The sequence below is a fragment of the Stenotrophomonas sp. YJH_SMC_46 genome (assembly GCF_059370315.1).
Genome location: NZ_JCAFTO010000006.1, coordinates 15,560 through 35,998 on the forward strand (window position 1 = coordinate 15,560; position 20,439 = coordinate 35,998).

The following is a 20,439-nucleotide window of genomic DNA, read 5'->3' on the forward strand; positions in this document are numbered from 1 at the left end:
CGCAGGGTAGTGCCGGCCGCTGGCCGGCACACCGTGGGAATACCGGCCAGCGGCCGGCGCTACCTCAGAAATCCTGCTGCAGGCTCAGGTAAGCACCTCGGCGCGGTCCCCACTGCGGGGCGAAGACGCCGACACCGCCACCGTCGCGCAGCTGGTAGCTGCGATCCAGTGCGTTGATCACGGCCAGTTGGACGTGCAACGGATGGCCGCTGTCGGCATTGAAGTCGTGCCCGGCGCTGAGGTTCACCTGCAGGTACGACGGCAGCTCGCCGCCGTTGGGTACGCCCTCGATGTCCGAACGCAGGCCGCTGCCGAACACGTAGTTGGCACCGATCCGGTTGTGTCCGGCAAAGGCGTAGCTGAAGCCACCCGATGAGGTCAGTTTCTGGTCGTGGTCGAGGTGGATCCAGTGGTCGGCCACATAGGCCAGCGCGTCCGGATCGAGGTTGTACTGGCTGGTGATCACCTGGGTGCCGATGGCCTTGTTGTACGCCGCGTTGAAGTAGGCGCTGAACGGGCCGTTGCTGTAGTCGGCACTGAACTCCAGCCCACGGATGTGGCCACGGCGATAGTTGAACGTCGAGTAGATGTAGGCGGCGCCGAACTGGCCTTCGTCCTGCAGGCGCGCAACGCGGCGATCGTAGGCGTCCAAGCCCAGGGTGAGGTGGTCGCCCACCTGCTGCGACACGCCGATGTCGTAGTAGTCGCTGCGTTCGGCCAGTGGCGTGTTGTTGCCGCCGCTGGGCTGCTGGTTGGTGGTGCCGTCGTATAGGGCGATATCGCTGCTGGCGATCAGCTCACTGGCCGGTGGCGTGAAGTAACGCGAATAGCCGGCATGCACGGTGGTGCTGTCGCTGGCATTCCAGACCACTCCCACGCGGGGGCTGAGCTGGCCCTCGGTGTGGCCAAAGGCCTTGTAGCGATCTCCGCGCAGGCCGTAGTTGACGGTCCAGTCGTCGCCGATCTTCCATTCATCCTGCACGTACAGCGCCAGCGTGCTGGCATGGAAGGCACTGCGGTCAGGTATCAGCAGCGGTGTGGTGCTGGACTGCTGGCCGGCGTCATCGACCGGAAACACCCAGCTGCTGTTGCTGGCCCGCGCATTCTCGTAGTTGCCGTACAGGCCATAGCGCAGCGTGTGGTCGTTGCCCAGTGGGGTGGAGAAATCGGCCTGCAGCGTGTTGGCGCGGTTGCTGCGTTGCACCTGCGAGGCGACGCCACTGAACACCAGGTCGCCGACGACATCCGGATGGAATGCCACATCGCTGTAGCGCTGCCCGGCCGAGAGCTGATATGCGGTGCTGCCCAACGTGCCCTGCAGCACCAGCATGCCGAAGCGGGTGGCCTCGCGCTGGGTTTCATCCAGCTGGCTGGAGTCGAAGGTGGTGGTATCGAGGTAACCGAACTGCGGCGTCTGCCCGGGGTTGACCGGGATCTGGAAGCGATTGTTGGCAAAGCCGGCGAACACGCTCAGGCGGGTGTTCTCGTTGACGAGGTAGGTAAGGTCAGCGAACGCTTTGCCCTGGTGGGTGTCGTCGTGCAGCGGCTTGCGCGAGCGGGTCGGGTTCTCCAGGCCAACCTCGTTCTGGTCGTAGTTGCCAGTCAGGAACCAGCTCCAGCGCCCCTGGTTGCCCCACCACGAGGCGTTGGGATTGATCTTGCCGAACGAGCCTGCGGTCAGCCCGGCGCTGCCGCCGTTGCCGAGCTCGGCGCCGCTGCGGGTGGTGATGTCGACCACTGCAGCGGTGCGCTCGCCGAACTGCGCCGGCAGCGCGCCATCCATCAGGCGGATGCTCTTGACGGTGCGTGCATCCAGCGTCTGGCCGAAGCCCGAGATCGATTCGGGCAGCAGCACGCCGTTGATGCGGTACTGCAGATTGGCGTGGTCGCCGCGCACGTGCACGCCGCCGTAGGAATCCTGGACCACGCCGGGCGCCTGCAGCAGCACCTGGCTGAGCGGCGCGGAGGCGCCCAGCGGCTGCTTCTGGATGTCCTCGGCGGTGATCTGGTACTGGCTGCTGCCGATGTCCGGCGACAGCGTGTTGCGGGCCTGGTCGAGCTGGGCGTGGACGGTGACCGCGTCGAGGTCCTTCACGGGAGCGGCGGCATCGGCGGCCACGGCGAGGGAAGGCAGGCTGGCCAGGGTCAGGGCGGAGGTGATGCCGGTAGCAAGCAGGGAGGGCTTCATGGCGGATAGGCTGTGGAAGGGGCCATTGGGGATTGAGTGTTACTTCGTAACAGTGCGTGGCGAATCATGCGCCTGACCGGCTGGCCGTGGGCATGCCGCTTTTGGCCAATCGCGATGCCCTTTCCCCGGCGTTCAGTCATGTGCAGACGCCGTTCGGCCCTTTGCGACAGCGGTCGGCTCTGCGACCATGAACGTCCCCCACCTCCGGAAGCCTGCAATGAGCCTGTCCGCCGTTTCGCCTGTCCCCGATCCCGTCGCAGCCGCCACCGGCGCTGCCTGGTCGCCGGAGAGCTGGCGTGGCAAGACCGCGCTGCAGATGCCGACCTACCCGGACCCGGTGGCGCTGGACGCTGCCCTGCACGAGCTGAAGCGGCTGCCGCCGCTGGTCACCTCGTGGGAGATCCTGGCCCTGAAGCAGCAGTTGGCGGAGGCCCAGGAGGGCAAGCGCTTCCTGCTGCAGGGCGGCGACTGCGCCGAGAACTTCAGCGACTGCGAATCGGGCACCATCTCCAACCGCCTGAAGGTGCTGCTGCAGATGAGCCTGGTGCTGGTGCATGGGCTGCGCCAGCCGGTGATCCGCGTGGGTCGTTTCGCCGGCCAGTACGCCAAGCCGCGTTCGGCCGATACCGAGACGCGCGACGGTGTGACCCTGCCGAGCTACCGCGGCGATGTCATCAATGCGCCGGCCTTCACTGAAGCAGCGCGCCTGCCGGACCCGAAGCGGATGCTGCAGGCGCACGCGCATTCGGCGATGACGATGAACTTCGTACGGGCGCTGATCGATGGTGGTTTCGCCGACCTGCACCACCCCGAGTACTGGAACCTGGAATGGGTGAGCCATTCGCCGCTGGCCGCCGAGTACCAGAAGATGGTGGCCTCGATCGGCGATGCCGTGCATTTCATGGAGACGTTGGCCGGGGCCCGCGTGCACAACCTCAACCGCATCGACTTCTACACCTCGCATGAAGCGCTGCTGTTGCCGTACGAGCAGGCACTGACCCGCCAGGTGCCCCGCCAGCAGGGCTGGTTGAACCTGAGCACGCATTACCCCTGGATCGGCATGCGCACGGCTGCGCTGGATGGCGCGCACGTGGAATACCTGCGTGGCGTGCGCAATCCGATTGCGATCAAGGTGGGCCCGTCGGTGACGCCGGACCAGCTGCTGCGCCTGATCGATGTGCTCAACCCGCATGACGAGCCGGGCCGCCTGAGCTTCATCCACCGCATGGGTGCCGCGCAGATCGCCGAGAAACTGCCGCCGCTGCTGGACGCGGTCAAGCGTGATGGTCGCCGCGTGCTGTGGGTGTGCGATGCGATGCATGGCAATACCGAAAGCACCGCCAACGGTTTCAAGACACGTCGCTTCGACAACGTGCGTGGCGAGGTGGAAATGTCGTTCGACCTGCATGCGGCCGCCGGTACGCGCCTGGGCGGTGTGCATCTGGAACTGACCGGCGAGGACGTGACCGAGTGCATCGGCGGCGCGCGCGAACTGACCGAGCGCGACCTGGAGCGCGCGTATCGTTCAACGGTGGACCCGCGGTTGAACTACGAGCAGTCGCTGGAGATCGCGATGGCGATCGTACGCAAGCAGGAGCAAGTGCGGTAAGGGTTTTTCGGCAGGGCTTGCAGCCCTGCACCTGCTACGAGCCAGAGCAACGTCAACGTCAACGTCAAAAGCGGGCTATCCGTGGGTTGGCGGGACGGTGTCGGAGTGCGGGGACGCCACAAGTACGTCCTTGAAGGCTTGGCAGCCGCATCCATGCCGCTGACACCCCGCACTCCGACACCGCCCCACCTTCGACAGGTTCAGGTCGCTATTGGTGGGTGCCGACCGTTGGTCGGCACATCTGTCAGATGTCGAATGAATCATCCACGCATGGCGTGGATCTACTGGTAACTGCGGCGATTGGCATGCGCGGCTGTTGGTAGGTGTCGACCGTTGGTCGACACGATTTTTCTTTCAGATAGCAGTATTCAAAATGGGCTCCGACCCCGTGCCGACCAACGGTCGGCACCCACCATCAGCAGCAGGTTCCGACAGATCGCAGAAAACTGTCGAAGGCGGGGTGGGTCCGGTTGCGGGAGTGTCCGCGGCATGGATGCCGCGGACAAGCCTCCATGGATGGGTTCACGGCGTCTCCGCGACCGGACCCATCCCGCCATCCCACAGGAAACCCGCTTCTGCTTCGGCTGTTGCTGTTGCTGTTGCTTCGGCTCGCAGCAGGTGCAGGGCTGCAAGCCCTGCCGATCAACACCCTCCTTACGAACGACTGACGTGACGCTCATGCGCCATGCGCGAGGCTGTCCGTTCACGCTTTCACGTGGAGGTGGCAAGAGTGCCTTGGGAGCACATGCAGGCCTATGCATGGCCATTGGGTTTGGCCGCCTTGGTGGGTGGCATCGGCGCGTGGCTGATCCTGTGGATCTATCACCGGCTGAAAGGGCGTGATCGACGGCGCGCACGCATCGGGCGCGTGCTCGGCCTGCCGATGGCCACCGCGTGGCCGTTGCTGCTGTTGATTCCTGCCCTGCAGGCCACGCCGCTGCAGGATCCGTTGCTGGGCCATCTGCAGCATGTGCTGCACATCGCGTTGACTGCCTGCTTCATCTGGTTGCTGGTACGTGCGGTGGCGGCGGGCGAGCGCGCAATCCTGCGCAGCCATCCCATTGATGTCTCCGACAATCTGGAAGCGCGCCGCATCCAGACCCAGACGCGCGTGCTCAGCCGGGTGCTGATGGGCGGCATCATCGTGCTGGGCGCATCGCTGGTGCTGCTGACGTTTCCGATGGTGCAGAAGATCGGTACCGCGCTGCTGGCCTCGGCCGGCCTGATCGGCCTGGTGGCCGGTATCGCGGCCAAGCCGGTGTTCGGCAATCTGATCGCCGGCCTGCAGATCGCGTTGACGCAGCCGATCCGCCTGGATGACGTGGTGATCGTGGAAGGCGAGTGGGGACGCATCGAGGAGATCGGAAGCAGTTACGTGGTGGTGCGTATCTGGGATGAGCGGCGGATGGTGGTGCCGTTGACCTGGTTCATCGAGAACCCGTTCCAGAACTGGACGCGGCGTAGTGCCGACCTGCTCGGCACAGCCTTCCTGTGGCTGGATTATCGTGCCCCGATTGCGGCGATCCGTGCTGAACTGGAGCGCATCTGCCGGGGCGAAGCGTTGTGGGATGGCCGAGTCTGCGTGACCCAGGTGACTGAAACCAGTGAGCGTGCAATCCAAGTCCGCCTGCTGGTCAGTGCGCGCAGCTCCGGCGACGCGTTCGACCTGCGTTGCCTGGTGCGCGAGCGCATGCTCGATTTCCTCGCGCGTGAGCATCCGCAGTCGCTGCCGCAGGTGCGTGCGCGGCTGCAGCATGCAGACGAGCTGGACATGCCGCGTGGTCCTCGTGCACGCACTGCAGATGTGCGTTCGCCGGGGGCTGAAGACGGTGAGGCGGCGATCGTGCCAGCGGAGCCCGACCAGCCGCTGTAGAGCCGAGCCATGCTCGGCTGCTTTCGATTTTCCGTTGAAGCCGAGCGTGGGCTCGGCTCTACAGAAACACGATCACGGCTCGCCAGCGTCGATCAGCGCGTCGGTATCGAAGTGCGGCGGGCGCCGTGCGCGCGTGCGCTGCTCGTAGGCGTAGGCCATCTCGATCAGCTTCGGCTCGCTCCAGGCGGTGCCCATGAACAGCAGGCCGACGGGAAGGCCGTTGATCTGGCCCATCGGCACAGTCAGGCTGGGATAGCCAGCCACAGCGGCAGCGCTGTAGCTCTCGCCGGGGAAATCGTCGCCTTCGCTGCGGATCGGCCACGCCACGCCGGTGGTGGGGGCCACCAGCGCATCAAGCTGGTGGGCGGCGAGGGCAGCGTCAATGCCTTCCGGGCCCGCCAACCGGCGTGCATCGCTGCGCGCGCGGATATAGGCCGGGTCGGCCAGGCCGGCAGTGGCGTCGGCCGCCACCAGCAGTTCCTGGCCGAACAGGCCCAGCTCCTGCTTGCTGTGCGCCTGGTTGAAGGCGATCAGTTCGGCCAGGCTGCGCAGCGGGGCGCGATGGGCGCTGAAGTAGCGCTCCAGCCCGGCCTTGAATTCGTACAGCAGCAGCGTGCGCTCGGCCTCGGCCCAAGCGCCCTGGTTGGGCAGCTCCACCGGCACCACCACGGCGCCGGCGCGACGCAGCTCGGTCGCCGCCTGTTCGATCAGTGGCGGCATGCCCCGGTACTTCAGCAAGGGTGTCTGCAGCAGTCCGATGCGCTTGCCGCGCAGGCCCTGGGGGTCCAGTCGCGCGGTGTAGTCGTAGACCGCGCGGCCGGGCATGGTCGCGGTGGCCGGGTCGGCATCATCGCGGCCGGCGATCGCGGTCAGCACGGCGGCAGCGTCGGCGACACTGCGCGCCATCGGACCGGCGGTGTCCTGGCTGAAGGAAATCGGGATGATGCCGTCGCGGCTGACCAGGCCTACGGTCGGCTTGAGGCCGACGATGCCATTGATCGCCGCCGGGCAGACGATGCTGCCGTCGGTTTCGGTACCGATTGCTGCGCTGGCGAGGTTGGCGGCCACGGCTACCGCGCTGCCGCTGCTGGAACCACAGGGCGAATGGCTCAGCCGATAGGGATTGCGGGTCTGGCCGCCGCGCGCGCTCCAGCCGGAGATCGAATCATTGCCGCGGAAATTGGCCCATTCGCTCAGATTGGTCTTGCCCAGCACGATGGCGCCGGCATCGCGCAGCCGGCGCACCAGGTAGGCATCGTCCGGACGGAAGCTCTGCAGGGCCAGAGAGCCGGCACTGGTGGCCATCGGCGCGGCGTTGATGTTGTCCTTCAACAGCAGCGGGATGCCGTGCAGCGGGCCGCGCAGGTGGCCGCTACGGCGCTCGCGGTCGCGCGCGGCGGCTTCCTTCAGGGCATCGGAGTTGAGCTCGATCACCGCGCGCAGGCGCGGCCCGGCGCGGTCCAGGGCGGCGATGCGCTGCAGGTAGGCCTGGGTCAGGGTGGTGCTGTCCAGTTCACCGGCGGTCATCCGCGCCTGCAGGTCGGCAATATCGGTTTCGGCGTACGGGAACGGCACGTTGCGGCTCGCAGGTTCGGCCGCATGCGCGCTGGGCGTGGCCGGGCTGCAGCCAGCCGAAAGCAGCGCCGGCAGCGCGGCGAGCAGGCAGGTCAGCAGAGGCGGCAAGGACGGGCGCATGGGGCGGCTTGGTCGGCTCCAATCCCCAGTGTAGCGAGTGCTCAGCGGTGGCGCTTGCGCAGGTCGCGGGCGAGTACGTAGACCACGATCAGGTTGATGGCCAGGATCGTCCACGACGGCCAGCCGGGATGGCGGATGATCGCGAAGATGTCGAAGGGCAGGTACAGGGCAGCGGTCAGGCAACCCAGCCAGGAGGCCCAGGCCTTGGCCCGCCACAGGCCCCAGGCTTCGACCAGGTGCAGCAGTCCGTAACCGATCATCCCCGCCGCGGCCAGGTGGACCGCGTCGGGGCTGATCATGTGCAGCAGCGAGGGCAGGGTGCCGTGGTCCGGATCCAGGCTGAAACGCCGGATCAGGGCCATGATGCCGTGCCGCAGCGGCTGCGGTCCGAGCACTTCCAGCCCGGTGGCAGCCAACAGTGCCAGCATCGCCTTGCTCGCTTCGAGCAGGGCGATGACGTGCAGGCCCGGATGCCGGTGTGGATCCGGGTTGTAGCCGCTCTGGCTCACGGGGTGCTGGCTCAGCCGCCGCGCGAAGCCTTCTTGCGGTCGCTCTCGGTCAGGAACTTCTTGCGCAGGCGGATCTCCTTCGGGGTGATCTCGACCAGCTCGTCGTCTTCGATGAAGTCCAGGGCCTGTTCCAGCGAGTACTTGATCGCCGGGGTCAGCTGGATCGCATCATCCTTGCCCGAAGCGCGCATGTTGGTCAGCGGCTTGGTCTTGATCGCGTTGACGGTCAGGTCGTTGTCCTTGGAGTGGATGCCGACCAGCTGGCCTTCATACACGTTGTCACCTTCGGCGGCGAAGAGCTTGCCGCGTTCCTGCAGTGGGCCCAGCGAGTAGGCCGGGGTGACGCCCGGCGCATTGGCGATCATCACGCCGTTGATGCGCTTGGCGATCGCGCCCTGTTCCTTCGGGCCGTAGTGGTCGAACACATGGAACAGCAGGCCCGAACCCTGGGTCAGGGTCTTGAACTCGTTCTGGAAACCAATCAGGCCACGGGCCGGGATCTGGTATTCCAGGCGCACGCGGCCCTTGCCGTCCGATTCCATGTTCTTCAACTGGCCCTTGCGGGTGCCCAGCTTTTCCATCACGCCGCCCTGGTGGACTTCTTCGATGTCCACCACCAGCTGCTCGATCGGCTCCATCAGCTGGCCGTCGATTTCCTTGATGATCACTTCCGGGCGCGACACGGCCAGCTCGTAGCCTTCGCGGCGCATGTTCTCGATCAGCACCGACAGGTGCAGTTCGCCACGGCCGGAGACCAGGAACTTGTCGGCGTCTTCCAGCTGCTCGACCTTCAGGGCCACGTTGTGGACCTTTTCACGGTCCAGGCGGTCCTTGATCTGGCGGCTGGTCAGGAACTTGCCACCGGACAGGTCCTTGTTGCCGGCGAACGGCGAGTTGTTCACCTGGAAGGTCATCGAGATGGTCGGCTCGTCGACGGTCAGCGCCGGCAGGGCTTCCGGGAAGTCCGGTGCGCAGATGGTGTCGGAGATGGTCAGCTCCTGGATGCCGGAGATGGCCACGATGTCGCCGGCCTCGGCCGAATCCTGCTCGATGCGCTCCAGGCCCATGAAGCCCAGCACCTGCAGCACCTTGCCGTTGCGCTTCTTGCCTTCACGGTCGATGACCGCGACCTGCATGTTCTTCTTCAGGGTGCCGCGCTGGATGCGGCCGATGCCGATCACGCCCACGAAGTTGTTGTAGTCCAGCTGGCTGATGCGCATCTGGAACGGGCCTTCCGGGTCCACTTCCGGCTTCGGCGCGTGCTTCATGATCGCTTCGTACAGCGGGGTCATGTCGCCGTCGCGCACGGTGTCTTCCAGGCCGGCGTAGCCGTTCAGGCCCGAGGCGTAGACGATCGGGAAGTCCAGCTGCTCGTTGGTGGCACCGAGCTTGTCGAACAGGTCGAAGACCTGGTCGATCACCCACTCCGGACGGGCGCCCGGACGGTCGACCTTGTTGACCACGACGATCGGCTTGAAGCCCATCGCGAAGGCCTTCTGGGTCACGAAGCGGGTCTGCGGCATCGGGCCGTCCATCGCATCGACCAGGATCAGCACGGTGTCGACCATCGACAGCACGCGCTCGACCTCACCGCCGAAGTCGGCGTGGCCGGGGGTGTCGACGATGTTGATCCGGTTCTTGATGCCGGTCTTCTTGTCTTCCCAGGTGATGGCGGTGTTCTTGGCCAGGATGGTGATGCCGCGTTCCTTTTCCTGGTCGTTGCTGTCCATCACGCGCTCGGCGAGGACGGTACGCTCGGACAGGGTGCCGGACTGCTTCAGCAGCTGGTCGACCAGGGTGGTCTTGCCATGGTCGACGTGGGCGACGATGGCGATGTTGCGAAGATTTTCGATGGACATACGAAAGGGGGCCAGTCGGCGCCGGATTTGGAAAAAGAAGTCCAACATTATACGTCGAACTTGACGATTCGCGAAAAGGTGGATTTCACGCCCGTCACGGGGCCCATTCAGTTGGGCCGCCACACGGCCGAGGCCGCCAGACCGTCGCGCGGGCTGCCCCGCCGGCGGCTGAAGCCCGGGTCTGCGCCCATGGTCGAAGCCGCCGCCGCCGCAAGGCAGGTGTAAACTAGGTGGCTAGACGCGTTCCCCTCTGCATCAAGGATCTTCATGTCCCTCATCGCCACTTTCGACACCACCCAGGGCCCGATCAAGGTCGAGCTGTTCGCCGACAAGGCGCCGCTGACCGTGGCCAACTTCGTGAACCTGGTCAAGCACGGCTTCTATGACGGCCTGATCTTCCATCGCGTGATCGCCGACTTCATGATCCAGGGCGGCTGCCCGCAGGGCCGTGGCACCGGCGGCCCGGGCTACAAGTTCGAAGACGAAAAGAATGGCGTGAAGCACGAGGTCGGCTCGCTGTCGATGGCCAACGCCGGCCCGAACACCAACGGCAGCCAGTTCTTCATCACCCACATCAAGACCGATTGGCTGGACGGCCGCCACACCGTCTTCGGCAAGGTCCTGGAAGGCCAGGCCATCGTCGATTCGGTCAAGCAGGGCGACGTGATCCATTCGATCACCCTGGAAGGCGACGTCGACGCCGTGCTGGCCGCCCAGGCCGACCGCGTCGCCGAGTGGAACAAGCACCTCGCCGCCTGATCCCCCTTCGAAACGGCCACCCACGGGTGGCCGTTTCCCTGTTCCCCGCCGCCCGCCAGGCCTGCGTGGCTCCGCCCGCGGCGTCCCATCAAACGCTTGCAAGCAAGAGGAAACCCCCATGAAAGCACCCGTTCGTGTTGCCGTGACCGGCGCCGCCGGCCAGATCGGTTATGCCCTGCTGTTCCGCATCGCCTCCGGCGAAATGCTGGGCAAGGACCAGCCGGTCATCCTGCAGCTGCTGGAACTGCCGGTCGACAAGGCCCAGGCCGCCCTGAAGGGCGTGATGATGGAGCTGGAAGACTGCGCCTTCCCGCTGCTGGCCGGCATGGTCGGCACCGATGACGCCGAAGTCGCGTTCAAGGACGCCGACATCGCCCTGCTGGTCGGCGCGCGTCCGCGCGGCCCGGGCATGGAGCGCAAGGACCTGCTGCTGGAAAACGCCAAGATCTTCACCGCCCAGGGCGCGGCGCTGAACAAGGTCGCCAGCCGTGACGTGAAGGTGCTGGTGGTCGGCAACCCGGCCAACACCAACGCCTACATCGCCATGAAGTCGGCCCCGGACCTGAAGCCGGAAAACTTCACCGCCATGCTGCGCCTGGACCACAACCGCGCGCTGAGCCAGCTGTCGGCCAAGCTCGGCAAGCCGGTCGGTGGCATGGAGAAGCTGGTGGTGTGGGGCAACCACAGCCCGACCATGTACCCGGACTACCGTTTCGCCACCGCCGATGGTGCGTCGATCGCCGATGCGATCAACGACCAGGAGTGGAACGCCAACACCTTCATCCCGACCGTCGGCAAGCGCGGCGCGGCGATCATCGAAGCCCGCGGCTCGTCCTCGGCTGCTTCGGCCGCCAACGCCGCCATCGACCACGTGCGTGACTGGGTGCTGGGCAGCAACGGCAAGTGGGTCACCATGGGCGTGCCGTCCGACGGTTCCTACGGCATTCCGGAAGGCGTGATCTTCGGCTTTGCCGTGACCACCGAGAACGGCAAGTACACCCTGGTCAAGGATCTGCCGATCGACGACTTCAGCCAGAAGTACATCGACAAGACCCTGGCCGAGCTGGAAGAAGAGCGCGCCGGCGTCGCCCACCTGCTGGGCTGATGCAGGCGGTACCGGCCACGGCCGGTACCTCCACCGCGATGGTGGGTACCGACCGTTGGTCGGTACGCAGAAAACGGGGAGGCTTCGGCTTCCCCGTTTTTGTTTGGAATTCCTGGAACCGCATGATCCACCTGCATTACATCGATGACGCGCTGCTGGTGGCCGAGAAGTCGGCCGGCCTGCTGTCCGTGCCCGGCCGCAGCGCCGAGAACCAGGACTGCGTGGTCGCGCGCCTGCAGGCGGTGTATCCGGATGCGTTGACGGTGCATCGGCTGGATCAGGTGACCTCCGGCCTGCTGCTGCATGCGCGAGGCAAGGAGATGCAGGCCGCATTGTCGATGCAGTTCGAGCAGCGCCAGGTTGGCAAGCGGTATGAAGCGGTGGTGCAGGGGCTGCTCGAACGCGACACCGGCGAAGTGGACCTGCCGCTGATCGTGGATTGGCCGAATCGACCGAAGCAGAGGGTCGATCAGGAACGCGGCAAGCCGGCGCTGACACGCTGGCGCGTAATGGCGCGTGATGTTGAAGCGCAGCGCACCCGCGTGGAACTGGAACCGGTCACCGGCCGCAGCCATCAACTGCGCCTGCACATGGCCAGTCTCGGGTATCCCATTGTCGGTGACGTGCTGTATGGCGCCGCCCCGGCGCAGCGCGTGCACCTGCATGCGTGCAGCCTGCAGTTCACCCACCCGGTGACGGGCGAGGTGCTCGCGTTCGAGTCTGCGGCTCCGTTCTAGGGGTTCGGCAGGGCTTGCAGCCCTGCACCTGCTACGAGTCAGAGCAACGTCAACGTCAACATCAAAGGCGGGTTATCCGTGGGTTGGCGGGACGGTGTCGGAGTGCGGGGGCGCCGCAAGTACTTCCCTGTAGGCTTGGCAGCCGCATCCATGCGGCTGACACCCGGCACTCCGACACCGCCCCACCTTCGACAGGTTCACTCGGCTGTTGGTAACTGCGACATTGTTCCGCACGGCTGTTGGTAGGTGTCGACCTTGGTCGACACGATTTTTCTTTCAGATATCGAATGAGTCATCCACGCATGGCGTGGATCTACCGTGTCGACCAAGGTCGACACCCACCAGAGCAATACGCCGTTCCGACAGATGGCAGGAAACTGTCGAAGGCGGGGTGGGTCCGGTTGCGGGGGCGTGAGCGCCATGGATGGCGCGACCGAGCCTCCATGGGTGAGGGCGCTTCGCTTGCGAAGCATTGCTTCGCAAGCGCCCGAACGCCCAGCCGCCAGCGGCTGGGCCGGACTGGGGATTCACGGCGTCCCCCGCAACCGGAGCCACCCCGCCATCCCCCAGGAAACCAGCTTCTGCTGTTGCTGATGCTGTTGCCGGCCAGCGGCCGGCACTACCACGGGTGCAGGGCTGCAAGCCCTGCATAACAAACCCCACCCCCCTACCAAGGTAGGGCGGCCCGCGCGCCAGCGCCGGACTATCCTCGAACCCATGACTTCGTCTGGGAGGGCTGCGTCATGAACTACGAGGAAACCTACCGTCGCTCGATCGACGAGCCGGAGGCCTTCTGGGGCGAGGAAGCCAAGCGCATCCATTGGCACAAACCGCCGCAGCAGGTGCTCGACTACAGCAATCCGCCGTTCCGGCGCTGGTTCGTCGGCGGCGAAACCAATCTCTGCTACAACGCCGTCGACCGTCACCTGGCCGAGCGCGCCGACCAGCTCGCACTGGTCGCCATCTCCACCGAAACCAACAGCACCCGCGAAATCACCTATCGCCAGCTGTATCGCGAAGTGAACGACTTCGCCGCCGTGCTCAAGCACCTCGGCGTCGGCCATGGTGACCGCGTGGTGATCTACATGCCGAACATGGCCGAAGCCGTGTTCGCGATGCTGGCCTGTGCGCGCATCGGTGCGGTGCACTCGGTGGTGTTTGGTGGCTTCGCCGCGCACAACCTGGCGCTGCGCATCGACGATGCGAAGCCGAAGCTGCTCATCGCCGCCGATGCCGGCATGCGCGGTGGCAAGCTGATTCCGTACAAGCCGATGGTTGACGCGGCCTGCGCCGAAGCGGCTTCGCCGCCACCGCATGTGCTGATCGTGTCGCGCGGGCTGGATGCCGCCGAACCACGCGTGCCGGGCCGTGATGTGGAGTACGCCACGCTGCGTGCACAGATCGGGGAAGCGGATGTGCCGGTGCAGTGGCTGGAGGCGAGTGAGCCGAGCTACCTGCTGTACACCTCCGGCACCACCGGCAAGCCGAAGGGCGTGCAGCGCGATGTGGGTGGCTATGCGGTGGCAATGGCCCAGTCGATGGAGACCGTGTTCGACTGCAAGCCGGGCCAGGTGATGTTCTCCACCTCCGATGTCGGCTGGGCGGTGGGCCATTCCTACAACGTGTACGGCCCGCTGATCGGTGGCTGCACCTCGCTGCTGTACGAAGGGCTGCCGACGAATCCGGATCCGGGCATCTGGTGGGCGCTGTGCGAGCAGTACAACGTGCGCACCATGTTCTCGTCGCCCACCGCCATCCGCGTGCTGAAGAAGCACGATGCGGACTTCATCCATCGCCACGACCTGCGCGCCCTGAAGTACCTGTTCCTGGCCGGCGAGCCGCTGGACGAACCGACCGCGCACTGGATCAGCGAAGCGCTGGGCAAGCCGATCATCGACAACTACTGGCAGACCGAGACCGGCTGGCCGGCTCTGACCCTGCTGCCGGGCCTGGAGATGAAGCCGGTGCGCTTCGGTTCGCCGGGCTTCCCCAATCTTGGCTACCGGATGAAGGTGATCGACGAGAACACCGGCGAGGAAGTCGCACCGGGGCAGAAGGGGGTGCTGGTGGTGTCGCCGCCGTTGCCGCCTGGCTGCATGAGCACGGTGTGGAACGACGACAACCGTTTCCTGCAGAGCTACTTCAGCCATTTCAAGGAACTGCTGTACAGCTCGCTGGACTGGGCGATCCGCGACGACGATGGCTACACCTTCATCCTCGGCCGTACCGATGATGTGATCAACGTAGCCGGGCACCGGCTGGGCACGCGCGAGATCGAAGAGGCCATTTCGAGCCACCCGCGCGTGGCCGAGGCAGCGGTGATCGGCGTCAAGGACGAACTGAAGGGGCAGGTGCCGCTGGTGTTCGTCACCCTCAAGCAGGGCCTGGATGGCGAGGATCCGGCGCCGGTGGTGGCCGAGATGATGGCCACGGTGACCACCTCGCTCGGCGCGGTGGCGCGTCCGGCGCACGTGCACGTGGTCAACGCGCTGCCCAAGACCCGTTCGGGCAAGCTGCTGCGGCGCTCGTTGCAGGCGTTGGCCGAGCAGCGCGACCCGGGCGATCTGTCGACGCTGGACGACCCCGGCGCGCTGGAGGAGATCCGCCGCGCGCTGGGCCGCTGACCTGCTTCTGTAGAGCCGAGCCGATGCTCGGCTCCGCATGCCTTGCCAAAGCAGCCGAGCATGGGCTCGGCTCTACAGGGGAGGCCGTTGCTGCACCGCAGCTTCCTCCCTGCAACCGGTGCGCTAAGCTCGGTTGCAGGGGGGCGTGCCCGCGAGGGCCCGCCGGAGTGGCGCATTGAGGGAGGGGGAGGCAATGGCACTGCTGCACGCCAAGACGGCTGCTGGCCGTCAGGAAATCGAAGACCGTAGCCGGCGCCTGCCGGCGGCACTGCGCTCGATCCTGCTGATGGTCGATGGCCATCGTGACGACACCGAACTGCGCGGCTTGTATGAAGGCCTGCGTGCGCCGCCCGATGCACTGGAGCAGCTGGCCGCGCTGGGCCTGATCGAAGTGATCGGCGGAAGTGCAGAGGCCGTGCCGGCGCGTGGCATCAGCACTGGTCGCGAACAGGACCCGGCGCTGTACCAGCAGCTGTACGACGCGATGAGCGATGCGGTGCGGCGCCATCTGGGCCTGAAGGGCTACTTCATGCAGTTGAAGATCGAACGCTGCACCGATGCGCTGGCGCTGGAACGCCTGTGCCCGGAACTGCTGGCAGCGGTGGGCAAGGCGCGCAGCCCGGCGCTGGCACAGCGCTGGTGGCAGGAAACTCAGGCCGCCGTGGTCAAGGGTGGTGGTGAGGTCGTGCAGGCCTGAGCCACCGCGTAAAGTGATCGGTTCACTTCCCCACAAGGACTCCCGCGTGCAGGACGACCACGACGACACCGATACCCCCGGCTGGGACGCCATCAATGCGGCGCTGGCGCCGCTGTATGCCGGGCAGGAGCCACGTCACTTCGGCACCGCGCTTCCGTACACGCTCGGTGGCCAGGATCCGCTCGATGGCATCAGCGTGTACTGGGCGCATGCGCCGGTACCCCACTGGCACTACGTGACTTACGGCTTCTCCGAGCTGTATGCCAAGGAGAGCAGTGATGCCGCCACCAGCGGCTATGGTTTCGAGCTGACGTTCCGTCTCGCCGCCGAAGCCGCTGAGAACGCCGACAGCACGCCGCCGGTGTGGCCGATGAACCTGCTGCAGAACCTGGCGCGTTATGTGTTCGCCAGCGGCAACGTGTTCGAGGATGGCCACCATCTGAATGCCAACGGCCCGATCGCGCTGGAGACCGACACGCGGCTGTGCCATCTGGCGTTCATTGCCGACCCGCAGTTGCCGGCACGCGACACCGCCAATGGCCACCTGCAGTTCCTGCAGCTGGTCGGGCTGACCGATGAGGAGATGGAAGCGGTCAAGCGCTGGTCCACGCGCGGCGTGCTGCAGGTACTGCAGCCGGCAATGCCACTGTGGATCAGCGACCTGCACCGCGGCAACCTGCTGGAGGACCAGGCGCTTGCCGCGCAGGTGCGGGAAGGCAGCGAGCGCGAGGGCTCCAGCACCGGCATGCTGTTCATCGAGACGTTGGACTGGCGGCAGGAGGCGGGCGTCACCACGCTGGTGCTCGGCGCCGGCCAGGTGGCCAGCGTGTGCGAGCTGCTGCCCTTGCGCCTGCGCCACGGCAGATCGCTGGAACTGGTCAGCCGCGAGCGGCAGTGGGAGTTCGTCGCGAACGGGGGCGGTGAAGCGGCGGACGTATCCGCCGACAGCGCGCGCTGGTCACTGGACGAGGCGGGCCTGCAGGCCCTGGCAGGGGTGCGCGCCGAGCGCGGGGTTTACCCGCTGGCGGGGGCGCTGCGCATCGAAGTGATGCCGACCTACCTGCGCGATGCCAACGGTGAAGTGATCCGCCAGATCGGTTGACCACGCCCTGGCGTATCGGCCCCCGCCTGCGCAGGGCAGAGGGGTCAGGCCCGTCCGCCACGCGAACGGCTCTGACCCCGGGTCATGATCAGGCCAGCCCTTCGGCCTTCAGTGCGGCCTGCACGCCGGCATCGGCGTCCATGCGCGCCTTGTAGGCGGCCAGGTTGTCCAGGCCCGACAGGTCGACCTTGGTACCGGCGGCCCAGCGCAGGGTGATGTAGAAGTACGGGTCGGCGAAGCTGCGGAAGCCGGCCAGCCACGGCTTGTCGGCCAGCTGCCTGTCAGCGGTCTCGAACAGGCCACGCAGGCGCTTGTGCGCGGCGGCGCGGATCGCATCGAACTGGCTCTCGTCGGCGATGAACTTGCCCGGCGCGAACAGCGGCGAGAAGGCCGGATGCACGTCGGAATTGACGAAGGCCAGCCAGCGGGTGGCTTCGGCGCGCTGGCGCGGGCTGCCGTCACCGCCGAGGCCGGCCTGCGGGAAGCGATCGGCGATATAGCCCATGATCGCGGCGTTCTGCAGCAGCACGAAGTCGCCGTCGACCAGCGCGGGCACCGCACCGGCCGGATTGATCTTGAGGAATTCCGGACCCTTCAGGGTGTCCTTGTTCAGCAGTTCAACCTCGAACGGCTGGCCGGTCCACTGCAGGGCGATGTGGTCGGCGGTGGAACAGGCACCGGGCTTGCTGTACAGCTTCATGGGAACTCCAGGTGATGCGGGCGGGAAACGCCCACTATCCCAGAGCCTGCCGGCAGGCGGCAACGCTGCCGCCGGCACGGATCGTTACGACTGCCGCGGCTTGAGGTTCTGCACCTTATAGAAGGTGTGATCGCCGATGGTGGCCACCTGATAGGCATTGCGCCAGTTCGGGCTGGCGATGGACAGCGCGGCGAAGTGGCTGGCACCGGGCACGATCTCGCGGCGCTCGCCGGCCGGCAGCGCCCAGTTGCGCTCGGCGTCGAAAGCGACGTTCATCGCCTCGCTCCACGCCGCGTCATTGCCCAGCTGGGTGCCGGGGGAGACGATGGTCGGTGCGAACTGCTTGCGCGCGGTGACGACCTGGCACATCGAGTCGCCCCACAGGCCGCTGTCAAGGCGACGCAGGGCGACCTCGGCGACGGCCTGCTGGCCGCGCAGGGTCTGGTCGCGGGCTTCCAGGTAAACGGTGGTGCTCAGACACAGTGAATCAGCGGCCGGCTGCGGCAACAACTGCGACAGCCAGAGAATCCAGGCCAGTTTCATATAACTCCTTGCTCCGTATGGGCCGCACCTTCCGGTTCCGGCCGCGGGGGCGACAGGAGGCGGGGTACGACTTGGCGTCATGGGGAGGCGGCCATCGGGGCCGCCCCGTGGGCAGCCCCAAAAAGAATCGATCAGTACTGATCGGTGGGGCCACGCCAGCTCACCGGAAACTGGCTGGTGAGCGGAAAGATGGCGCAAGGTAGGGGGGAATAGCCGAACGCATCGTGAACCGCCCGGCTTGACATTCAGGTTCGACGGAGGTGACGGAAATCACATTCCGTCCCCCATTCAGGCGCTCATCAGAGCGTGGCGGCCACCCGGCTGCCCTGGTCGATTGCCCGCTTCGCGTCCAGTTCGGCGGCCACGTCGGCACCGCCGATCAGCTGCGCGTTGATGCCGGCGGCCTGCAGTTCGGCCTGCAATGCGCGGTTCGGTTCCTGCCCGGCGCAGATCACCACATGGTCTACCGGCAGCAACTGTTCGCTGCCTTCCACGCGGATGCGCAGGCCTTGATCGTCCACGCCCAGGTACTCGACGCCACCGAGCATGCGCACGCCCTTGGCCTTCAGTGTGGCGCGGTGGATCCAACCGGTGGTCTTGCCCAGTCGCGCGCCGGGCTTGCCGGCGCTGCGCTGCAGCAGCCACAGGCGCCGCGGTGACGGCTCGACCTCGGGCCGGCCCAGCGAGCCGCGTGCCTCGAAGCTGGCGTCCACGCCCCATTCGGCCATCCAGCGCTGCGGGTCCAGCGACGGCGACTCGCCAGCGTGGCTGAGGAATTCGCCGACGTCGAAGCCGATGCCGCCGGCGCCGATGATCGCGGCAGTGGCGCCCACTTCGACGCGGCCCAGCAGTACGTCCAGATAACTGACCACCTTGGCGTGGTCGGCGCCGGGGAAGCTGACCTTGCGCGGGGTGATGCCGGTGGCCAGCACCACCTCGTCGAAGCCGGCCAGGCTGGACGCGTCGGCGCGGGTGTTCAGGCGCAGCTGCACGCCGGTTTCGGCCAGCTTGTGGCGGAAATAGCGCAGGGTTTCGTGGAACTCTTCCTTGCCGGGGATGCGCTTGGCCACGTTGAACTGGCCGCCGATCTCATCGTGGGCATCGAACAGGGTGACCTGGTGGCCACGCTGGGCCGCGACAGTGGCACAGGCCAGGCCGGCCGGGCCGGCACCGACCACGGCAACCTTCTTCGGCGCGGGGGTGGGGCGATAGACCAGTTCGGTCTCGTGCGCGGCGCGCGGATTGACCAGGCAGCTGGCCAGCTTGTTCTCGAACACGTGGTCCAGGCAGGCCTGGTTGCAGGCGATGCAGGTATTGATCGCTTCCGCGCGGCCTGCACGGGCCTTGTTGGGCCATTGCGGGTCGGCCAGCAGCGGACGTGCCAGCGACACCATGTCGGCGCCGCCGCCGGCGAGGATGCGTTCGGCGACGTCGGGCATGTTGATGCGGTTGGTCGCCACCAGCGGCAGCGTCACATGCGGTTTCAGTTTGGCGGTGACACCGGCGAAGGCCGCACGCGGCACCGAGGTGGCGATGGTCGGAATGCGCGCCTCGTGCCAACCGATGCCGGAATTGATGATCGTCGCGCCAGCCGCCTCGATGGCCTGCGCCTGCTGCACGATCTCGTCCCAGTTGCTGCCGTCGTCCACCAGGTCGACCAGCGACAGGCGGTAGATGATGATGAAGTCCGGGCCGCAGGCCTCGCGGATGCGGCGCACGATCTCCACTGCAAAGCGCATGCGTTGGTTGGCGTCGCCACCCCAGCGGTCGGAGCGCTTGTTGGTGCGCGGGGCAATGAACTCGTTGATGAGGTAGCCCTCCGAGCCCATCACCTCCACCCCGTCGTAGCCGGCCTCGCGGGCCAGCTTCGCGCTGCGCGCGTAGTCGGCGATATGCCGCTCGACGCCACTGGCCGACAGCGCGCGCGGGGTGAACGGGTTGATCGGCGCCTTCAGCTTCGACGGTGCCACCGACAGCGGGTGATAGGCATAGCGGCCGGCGTGCAGCAGCTGCAGGCAGATCTTCGCGCCGTGCTGGTGCGCGGCGGCGGTGAGCTGCCGGTGCGGGCGTACCTCCCAGGGCCAGGACAACTTGCCGCCAAAGGGCTTCAGCCAGCCCACCACGTTCGGTGCGAAGCCGCCGGTGACGATCAGGCCAACGCCGCCCTCGGCGCGTTCGGCGAAGTAGGCCGCCAACCTTGGGAAGTCGCGGGCGCGATCTTCCAGTCCGGTGTGCATCGAGCCCATCAGGACGCGGTTGCGCAGCTGGGTGAAGCCCAGATCCAGCGGGGCGAACAGATGGGGATAGGCGCTTTCGTTGGCTGGCGACATGGTCGATACGCTTGCGTACGGAAGCGCGAAGCGTGCCGCGAAATGGCGGCCGGGGCAAGGGCCGCTGGATCGCGCCTGCAGCGCTGCCCACGAACTCGGGGGGCGGTAG

The 20,439-nt window shown here is 66.5% G+C and carries 15 protein-coding genes; 8 read left to right on the plus strand and 7 right to left on the minus strand.

Annotated elements, in window-relative coordinates; genetic code table 11:
• Positions 1-64 precede the first annotated feature (64 nt).
• On the minus strand, positions 65-2,188 hold the full coding sequence (locus AC5P8C_RS17650; protein ID WP_495219175.1) for a TonB-dependent receptor: 2,124 nt from the start codon (positions 2,186-2,188) through the stop codon (positions 65-67).
• 217 nt (positions 2,189-2,405) lie between these two features.
• Between AC5P8C_RS17650 and AC5P8C_RS17655 the strand changes: the two genes are divergently transcribed.
• Positions 2,406-3,797, plus strand: a complete 1,392-nt coding sequence (locus AC5P8C_RS17655; RefSeq protein ID WP_019659572.1) for a class II 3-deoxy-7-phosphoheptulonate synthase — start codon at positions 2,406-2,408, stop codon at positions 3,795-3,797.
• A gap of 685 nt (positions 3,798-4,482) precedes the next feature.
• A complete protein-coding gene (locus AC5P8C_RS17660) occupies positions 4,483-5,670 on the plus strand; it encodes a mechanosensitive ion channel family protein (protein WP_195670299.1) in 1,188 nt (395 codons plus the stop codon).
• Positions 5,671-5,742: 72 nt separating this feature from the next.
• Here the strand turns inward: AC5P8C_RS17660 and AC5P8C_RS17665 are convergent, their stop codons facing one another.
• The 3 genes from AC5P8C_RS17665 to typA are packed head-to-tail and all read right to left on the minus strand — an operon-like array spanning position 5,743 to position 9,733.
• Positions 5,743-7,365 carry an amidase gene (locus AC5P8C_RS17665; RefSeq protein ID WP_019659570.1) on the minus strand — a complete coding sequence of 541 codons (1,623 nt, stop codon included), beginning with the start codon at positions 7,363-7,365 and terminating at the stop codon, positions 5,743-5,745.
• 41 nt (positions 7,366-7,406) lie between these two features.
• Positions 7,407-7,874, minus strand: a complete 468-nt coding sequence (locus AC5P8C_RS17670; RefSeq protein WP_019659569.1) for a DUF2127 domain-containing protein — start codon at positions 7,872-7,874, stop codon at positions 7,407-7,409.
• A gap of 11 nt (positions 7,875-7,885) precedes the next feature.
• Entirely contained in the window at positions 7,886-9,733 is a 1,848-nt protein-coding gene (gene typA / locus AC5P8C_RS17675; RefSeq protein ID WP_026346967.1) for a translational GTPase TypA, read from the minus strand.
• A 267-nt stretch (positions 9,734-10,000) separates the two neighbouring features.
• Here typA and AC5P8C_RS17680 point away from each other — a divergent pair, with 267 nt between their 5' ends.
• The 6 genes from AC5P8C_RS17680 (at position 10,001) to AC5P8C_RS17705 (ending at position 16,757) form a co-directional block, all read left to right on the plus strand.
• Positions 10,001-10,492, plus strand: coding sequence for a peptidylprolyl isomerase (locus AC5P8C_RS17680; protein ID WP_005408225.1), 492 nt, complete (start codon positions 10,001-10,003; stop codon positions 10,490-10,492).
• Between the two features lie 118 nt (positions 10,493-10,610).
• The gene (locus AC5P8C_RS17685; RefSeq protein WP_005415428.1) at positions 10,611-11,597 is read left to right on the plus strand and encodes a malate dehydrogenase; all 987 of its coding nucleotides are present in this window, start codon (positions 10,611-10,613) and stop codon (positions 11,595-11,597) included.
• 122 nt (positions 11,598-11,719) lie between these two features.
• Positions 11,720-12,334 carry an RluA family pseudouridine synthase gene (locus AC5P8C_RS17690; RefSeq protein ID WP_019659567.1) on the plus strand — a complete coding sequence of 205 codons (615 nt, stop codon included), beginning with the start codon at positions 11,720-11,722 and terminating at the stop codon, positions 12,332-12,334.
• Positions 12,335-13,077: 743 nt separating this feature from the next.
• Positions 13,078-14,958, plus strand: coding sequence for a propionate--CoA ligase (prpE, locus tag AC5P8C_RS17695; RefSeq protein ID WP_019659566.1), 1,881 nt, complete (start codon positions 13,078-13,080; stop codon positions 14,956-14,958).
• Positions 14,959-15,151: 193 nt separating this feature from the next.
• Positions 15,152-15,655 carry a hypothetical protein gene (locus AC5P8C_RS17700; protein ID WP_019659565.1) on the plus strand — a complete coding sequence of 168 codons (504 nt, stop codon included), beginning with the start codon at positions 15,152-15,154 and terminating at the stop codon, positions 15,653-15,655.
• Between the two features lie 46 nt (positions 15,656-15,701).
• Complete coding sequence (locus AC5P8C_RS17705; protein ID WP_019659564.1) at positions 15,702-16,757, plus strand: suppressor of fused domain protein; 1,056 nt, start codon at positions 15,702-15,704, stop codon at positions 16,755-16,757.
• Positions 16,758-16,845: 88 nt separating this feature from the next.
• Here the strand turns inward: AC5P8C_RS17705 and AC5P8C_RS17710 are convergent, their stop codons facing one another.
• From AC5P8C_RS17710 to AC5P8C_RS17720, 3 genes are all read right to left on the minus strand, one after another.
• On the minus strand, positions 16,846-17,457 hold the full coding sequence (locus AC5P8C_RS17710) for a glutathione S-transferase N-terminal domain-containing protein (RefSeq protein ID WP_019659563.1): 612 nt from the start codon (positions 17,455-17,457) through the stop codon (positions 16,846-16,848).
• An 84-nt stretch (positions 17,458-17,541) separates the two neighbouring features.
• A complete protein-coding gene (locus AC5P8C_RS17715) occupies positions 17,542-18,000 on the minus strand; it encodes a cell wall hydrolase (RefSeq protein ID WP_004154513.1) in 459 nt (152 codons plus the stop codon).
• A 299-nt stretch (positions 18,001-18,299) separates the two neighbouring features.
• Positions 18,300-20,330: an NADPH-dependent 2,4-dienoyl-CoA reductase gene (locus AC5P8C_RS17720; RefSeq protein WP_019659562.1), complete on the minus strand. Its 2,031-nt coding sequence runs from the start codon at positions 20,328-20,330 to the stop codon at positions 18,300-18,302.
• Between the last annotated feature and the right edge of the window lie 109 nt (positions 20,331-20,439).

Bases quoted from the DNA above. Each gene is read 5' to 3' on its own strand.
- AC5P8C_RS17650 (WP_495219175.1), bottom strand. From the start codon at position 2,188: ATGAAGCCCTCCCTGCTTGCTACCGGCATCACCTCCGCCCTGACCCTG.
- AC5P8C_RS17655 (WP_019659572.1), top strand. From the start codon at position 2,406: ATGAGCCTGTCCGCCGTTTCGCCTGTCCCCGATCCCGTCGCAGCCGCC.
- AC5P8C_RS17660 (WP_195670299.1), top strand. From the start codon at position 4,483: ATGCGCGAGGCTGTCCGTTCACGCTTTCACGTGGAGGTGGCAAGAGTG.
- AC5P8C_RS17665 (WP_019659570.1), bottom strand. From the start codon at position 7,365: ATGCGCCCGTCCTTGCCGCCTCTGCTGACCTGCCTGCTCGCCGCGCTG.
- typA (WP_026346967.1), bottom strand. From the start codon at position 9,733: ATGTCCATCGAAAATCTTCGCAACATCGCCATCGTCGCCCACGTCGAC.
- AC5P8C_RS17680 (WP_005408225.1), top strand. From the start codon at position 10,001: ATGTCCCTCATCGCCACTTTCGACACCACCCAGGGCCCGATCAAGGTC.
- AC5P8C_RS17685 (WP_005415428.1), top strand. From the start codon at position 10,611: ATGAAAGCACCCGTTCGTGTTGCCGTGACCGGCGCCGCCGGCCAGATC.
- AC5P8C_RS17690 (WP_019659567.1), top strand. From the start codon at position 11,720: ATGATCCACCTGCATTACATCGATGACGCGCTGCTGGTGGCCGAGAAG.
- prpE (WP_019659566.1), top strand. From the start codon at position 13,078: ATGAACTACGAGGAAACCTACCGTCGCTCGATCGACGAGCCGGAGGCC.
- AC5P8C_RS17700 (WP_019659565.1), top strand. From the start codon at position 15,152: ATGGCACTGCTGCACGCCAAGACGGCTGCTGGCCGTCAGGAAATCGAA.
- AC5P8C_RS17710 (WP_019659563.1), bottom strand. From the start codon at position 17,457: ATGAAGCTGTACAGCAAGCCCGGTGCCTGTTCCACCGCCGACCACATC.
- AC5P8C_RS17715 (WP_004154513.1), bottom strand. From the start codon at position 18,000: ATGAAACTGGCCTGGATTCTCTGGCTGTCGCAGTTGTTGCCGCAGCCG.
- AC5P8C_RS17720 (WP_019659562.1), bottom strand. From the start codon at position 20,330: ATGTCGCCAGCCAACGAAAGCGCCTATCCCCATCTGTTCGCCCCGCTG.